1 protein-coding gene is annotated in these 945 nt (G+C 71.1%); it reads right to left on the reverse strand.

The window, feature by feature from the left end; all coding sequences use genetic code 11:
- Positions 1–91 precede the first annotated feature (91 nt).
- On the reverse strand, positions 92–945 hold an 854-nt coding region (locus ACLEQD_RS44310; protein ID WP_410391919.1), incomplete at its 5' end, for a serine/threonine-protein kinase.

Genomic DNA, 945 nt, shown 5'->3' on the forward strand with positions numbered 1-945 from the left:
CGAAGCCCATCGTGCCGCCGCCACCTGCGGCTGCTGGCCGAACGGGACCGTGCCGCTGGCTCGGGGCGCCATCGTCGCGTCGAAGCCGATGTCATCCGGCGCCGCGAGCGCGTCCGCTCCAAAGCGGCCCGTCCCCGGCCCCTTGTGCCCCCGGTGCCATCGTGGCGCCCAGCGCGTCCTCGTCACCCGGCGCCACGGAGGGCAGCGCCACACCCGAGGGACGCTTCGTGCGCGAGAAGGTCCGGGCCGCGATCTGCTCCTCGGTCTCCGGCAGCGACTGGAGCGTCGTCCCCGTGAGCTCCGCGATGAACGACGCGACGTCCGGATGGCGGTCCTCCGGCTTCTTCTCCAGCGCCCGCGCCACCGCCCGCGTGACGTTCTCCGGCAGCTCCGGCATCAGCGTGACGAGCGACACCGGCGGCTCATGCACCACGCGGTAGATGATCTGCGCGAGCGACCCGCCACCAAAGGGCGTCATCCCGGAGAGCATCTCGAACACGATGCCGCCCAGCGCGAACAGGTCCGTGCGCGCGTCGATGCGGCTGTTCTGCCCCTGCGCCTGCTCCGGCGACATGTACTGAGGCGTGCCGATGAGCACCGCCTCCTGCGTCTGGAGCGTCTCCGACGACATGACCTTGGAGATGCCGAAGTCGAGCAGCTTCACGCGCTCGCCCACCACGCCGCCGGAGTCCGTGGGCACCAGGAAGATGTTCGCGGGCTTGAGGTCGCGGTGCACGATGCCCGCGCGGTGCGCCGTCTGGAGCGCGGAGCCCATCTGCCGCGTGAAGGAGAAGACCTCCTCCAGCGACAGCCGTCCGCGCCGCAGCCGGTCCGCGAGGCTCTCCCCGCGCAGGTACTCCAGCACCAGGAACGGACTGCCGTCCTCCAGCGTGTCGAAGTCCAGCACCTCCACGATGTTCGGGTGCCCCAGCCGGGAGGCGATCT

The organism is Corallococcus sp. 4LFB (assembly GCF_046520365.1).
GTDB classification, from domain to species: Bacteria; Myxococcota; Myxococcia; order Myxococcales; family Myxococcaceae; genus Corallococcus; species Corallococcus caeni.